This is a genomic window from Acidisphaera rubrifaciens HS-AP3 (assembly GCF_000964365.1).
GTDB classification, from domain to species: Bacteria; Pseudomonadota; Alphaproteobacteria; order Acetobacterales; family Acetobacteraceae; genus Acidisphaera; species Acidisphaera rubrifaciens.
Genome location: NZ_BANB01000075.1, coordinates 1 through 3,908, shown reverse-complemented (window position 1 = coordinate 3,908; position 3,908 = coordinate 1). Strand labels below are relative to the sequence as shown.

Genomic DNA, 3,908 nt, shown 5'->3' with positions numbered 1-3,908 from the left:
TGCCATGGTAACGTGGCATACGGACAGCAGCCCATGGCAGCGATGAAGCCCGCGCGGCGCCGCGCCGCCGCCGCTTCGGCCATCGCGGCGGAGGCGCGTGGCGCCGGCCTGCTGCTCGCCTGCACCGATGCCGCGGGGCACGTGTCGGTCGAACAGGTCGCCCAGCGCTTCGGCATGTCGAAGTCGCAACTGGCCGAGACGATCGGCCTGGCGCCGGAGACGCTCTATCGGCCCGCCCGCACCCTGGCGCCGAAATCGCAGGCGCGGGCGACGGAGATGCTGGAAATCCTCGGCCGCGTTGTCGCCTGGGCCGGCGGCGAGAAGCAGGCGATGGCCTGGTACCGCGCCGAGCCGCTGCCGGCCTTCGGCGGCCGCACCGCCGAATCCCTGGTCAAGGAGGGACGCGCGGCCTCGGTGCGCGACTATCTCGATCACGTCGCGACCGGCGGCTTCGCGTGATCGTGCCCCTCGGCTGCGCCTGAGGCGTGCGATGGCAGGGGACGGCCTACCGCGCCCATGACCCCGGCTGGGCCTGGGCGCCGCTGTCGGGCGAGGGCGCGGCGGCGAAGGGCGGGCGGTTCAACCCGGTGGGCGTGCCGGCGCTGTATCTGGCGCTGAGCGTCGAGGGCATGTTCATCGAAATGGGCCACGGCTTCGCCCGCCGGTTCGAGCCGCTGACCGTCTGCGCCTATGACGTCGACATGGACGATCTGGTCGATCTGCGCACCGACGCGGACCGCGCGGCGGTGGGCGTCGATCGCGCCGCGCTGGCCTGCCCCTGGGCGCTCGACCGGGCGGAGGGGCGGGAGCCGGCCTCGTGGACCCTGGCGGCGCGGCTGATCGCGGGCGGGGCGGCGGGCATCCTGGTGCCCTCGTTCGCGACCGGGGCGCGGGCGGACATGGCCAATCTGGTGCTGTGGCGCTGGGGCGAGGCGCCGCCGCACCGGGTCACGGTTCACGATCCCGCCGGGCGCCTGCCGCGCGACCGGTCTTCCTGGTCCCGGTCTTTCTCGCCAACGACTCCGCAGGCGCGCTAGGGTCGGGGCTCCCGCAACCAACTGAAAGGAGGTGATCCAGTGTCTCATTGCCAAAGGTCGCGCCACCGCGCGCGCTGGATCAGCACCAACGGAGCCACGACCCGGCTGGGCTGACGCAGCGGCGCGGACCGGCGACGGTCACGCGCAATGTCTCGGGGGCTCCGGCGGCAACGCCGGAGCCCTTTTCCGTCCCGCCCCTCGCACATGTGTGAAACCAACGATCCCGGAACGCGCGATCGACGGCTGACGTCATCCTCGGGTCAGCCACGTCGGCGGCGGGCCGGGACAGGCGCGCGGCCTGACGGCCGGTGCCGGTCAGGCGTCCATCGCCTCCACCGCCGCGACGTCCAGCAGGCGCTCGATCACCTCCGGCTCCTGCGCCCCGGCGATCGCGTGCCGGCCGCCGATGACGAAGCAGGGCACGCCGTTGATGCCGAGCCGGTGCGCCCGCAGGTTTTCGGCGTGGATGGTGTCGATGTCCTGGTCGCTGCCGAGGAAGTGGCGCGCGAGGTCGGAGTCGAGGCCGCAGGCGACGGCGACGGCGATCAGCACCGCCGGGTCGCCGATGTCGCGCCCGTCGGTGAAATGCGCGGAGAACAGTGCCTCCACCACCTCATCCGCGCGGCCGAAGCGGGCGGCGAAGATGACGAGGCGATGCGCGTCCACGCTGGACGGGGTGCGGCGGATGCGGTCGAAGCGGAACAGCACGCCCTCGGTCCGGCCGATCTCGGTGATCGAGCCGTACAGGCGCCGCGCCCGCTCCTCGCCGCCGAACTTGCGGATGACATAATCGGCCCGCGCCATGCCGACGCGCGGCATGTCCGGGTTCAGCAGGAACGGCCGCCAGACCAGCGTGAACAGCAGATCCGGCCGCCGCCGCATGGTGCGCATGAGCCGGCGCACGCCGAGGTAGCACCACGGACACACCAGGTCATGGACAACCTCGACCGAAAGCCGCGCCTTTGGCGGGGCGAGTACGTTCACCGCCGTGCCTTCCGCAGACAGCCACACCGTAAAGCATGAGCATCATCCCGCCCGCCGCGAAGCAGGGCAAGGCCGTTCGTCATCGCCCGGTCATCCGCCTGATGCGCCGCCGGCGGGGAGCGACGGCGGCTCATGCCTGGCCATAGGCGGAAATGACCGGGTCGAGACGGAACTCCTCCACCAGGAAGTCGATCACCGCGCGGGTGCGCGGCGCGAGATAGCGGCGGGTCGGATAGACCGCATGGATGGGCGAGAGCGGCGCCCGCCAGTCGGGCAGCAGCTCCTCCACCGTGCCCGCGACGAGCGCGTCGCGCAGCAGCCAGGCGGGGGTGAGGGCGATGCCGAGACCGGCCAGCACCACCTGCCGCACCGCCTCGGCGCTGTCGGTCTGAAAGCGGCCGGTGACATGGACGTGCTCCGGCCCCTCCGGCCCGTCGAACGCCCAGTCCGCGCCGCCGCGGCGGACCATGACGATGCAGTTGTGCTCCGCGAGGTCGGCGGGACGGGTCGGCCGGCCGCGGCGGTCCAGATACTCGCGCGAGGCGACGCAGATGCGGCGGACGACGCCGATGCGGCGGGCGACCAGCGCGCTGTCCGGCACCTCGCCCACCCGCACCGCCATGTCGAGCCCGTCATGCACGAGATCCACGACGCCGTCGTTGAGCGAGAGTTCGACCCGCAGGTCCGGGTAGCGGTCGAGCAGCGTGCCGATCCGCGGCGCGATATACAGGCGGCCGAAGCTGACCGACGCGCCGATGCGCACCAGCCCGCCGGGCGAGGCGCGGCCCCGGCCGACCGCCGCCTCGGTCTCCTCCACCGCCTCCAGCACCCGCGTCGCATGCGCGAGAAGGTCGCGGCCATCCTCCGTCAGCGCCAGCGACCGCGTGGTGCGGTGCAGCAGACGTACGCCCAAATAATCCTCAAGTGCCGCGATTTGCCGCGAGACGGCGGGCTGCGTCGTGCCCATTTCGCGGGCAACGGCGGAAAAGGAGCCGCTTTCAGCGACACGGCTGAAGGCACGCAGCGCCGCAATGAGATCCATTGCCTCATACGCTCCGGTATAGATACCATCGGAAAACGCCAGATAGCGTTGTAACGCCAGATAAACAATGTTGAAGGCTGAAGCGGCGCCTGGGATTTCCCTGGCACGCCGTTTGTTGGGAGACGCGCCATGACCTTGAACACGGAGCTTGCGGCCTTCCGGGCCTGCATGTTGGACCGCGTCGGGAGCGACGCGCCCCACGTCCTAGCGTCCGAGGCGATGCTGGCCGAGTCCGAACACGGACGCCACGCGCCGCAGGTGGGCGACGTGGCGCCCGATTTCACCCTGCCCGACCAGAACGGCGTGCCGGTGCGCCTGTATGACGCGCTGCGCACGGGGCCGGTCATCCTGACCTTCTATCGCGGCGCGTGGTGTCCGTTCTGCATGATCGCCTTGCGCGGCCTGCAGCGCATCGCCGCCCGCGCCGCCGCGATCCCGGCCCGCATCCTCGCCGTGGCACCGCAGGACGCGGCGACCGCGCGGCAGGTGGCGGAGACGCATGGCCTGACCTTCTCGCTGCTGAGCGATACCGGCGCGCAGGTGGGCAAGGCCTGGTCGCTGATGTTCCAGCTGCCCGAGCCGCTGCGCCCGCTGTACGAACGGCTGGGCCACGCGCTGCCGCGCATGAACGCCTGCGGCACCTGGGCCGTGCCGGTGACCGCGACCTATGTCATCGGCCAGGACGGGCGCATCACGCACGCCCATATCGACCCGCGCGTGCATGTCCGCATGGAGCCGGAGGACGCGCTGGCCGCCGCCCGCGCCGCCGCCCCGTCCGCGCCACCCGGCGCGGCCGAATCGCATACGCTGCACGCCGCCGACTGACGCCCGCCCGCCGCGCGGCC

At 72.1% G+C, this 3,908-nt stretch carries 5 protein-coding genes; 3 read left to right on the top strand and 2 right to left on the bottom strand.

Annotated features, from left to right (window positions below):
* Together B8460_RS23255 and B8460_RS02570 are read left to right on the top strand one after the other, a co-directional pair.
* A partial coding sequence (locus B8460_RS23255; protein ID WP_241771085.1) for an MbcA/ParS/Xre antitoxin family protein occupies nucleotides 1–459 on the top strand: 459 nt, incomplete at its 5' end.
* Nucleotides 460–485: 26 nt separating this feature from the next.
* Entirely contained in the window at nucleotides 486–1,037 is a 552-nt protein-coding gene (locus B8460_RS02570; RefSeq protein WP_048860007.1) for an RES family NAD+ phosphorylase, read from the top strand.
* Nucleotides 1,038–1,352: 315 nt separating this feature from the next.
* On the opposite strand, the gene B8460_RS02565 is transcribed toward B8460_RS02570, so the two are convergent.
* Together B8460_RS02565 and B8460_RS02560 are read right to left on the bottom strand one after the other, a co-directional pair.
* Nucleotides 1,353–2,021 carry a DsbA family oxidoreductase gene (locus B8460_RS02565; protein WP_048860008.1) on the bottom strand — a complete coding sequence of 223 codons (669 nt, stop codon included), beginning with the start codon at nucleotides 2,019–2,021 and terminating at the stop codon, nucleotides 1,353–1,355.
* Nucleotides 2,022–2,151: 130 nt separating this feature from the next.
* Entirely contained in the window at nucleotides 2,152–3,063 is a 912-nt protein-coding gene (locus B8460_RS02560; protein WP_048860006.1) for a LysR family transcriptional regulator, read from the bottom strand.
* A 129-nt stretch (nucleotides 3,064–3,192) separates the two neighbouring features.
* Here B8460_RS02560 and B8460_RS02555 point away from each other — a divergent pair, with 129 nt between their 5' ends.
* Nucleotides 3,193–3,888: a peroxiredoxin-like family protein gene (locus B8460_RS02555; protein ID WP_048860005.1), complete on the top strand. Its 696-nt coding sequence runs from the start codon at nucleotides 3,193–3,195 to the stop codon at nucleotides 3,886–3,888.
* Nucleotides 3,889–3,908 lie beyond the last annotated feature (20 nt).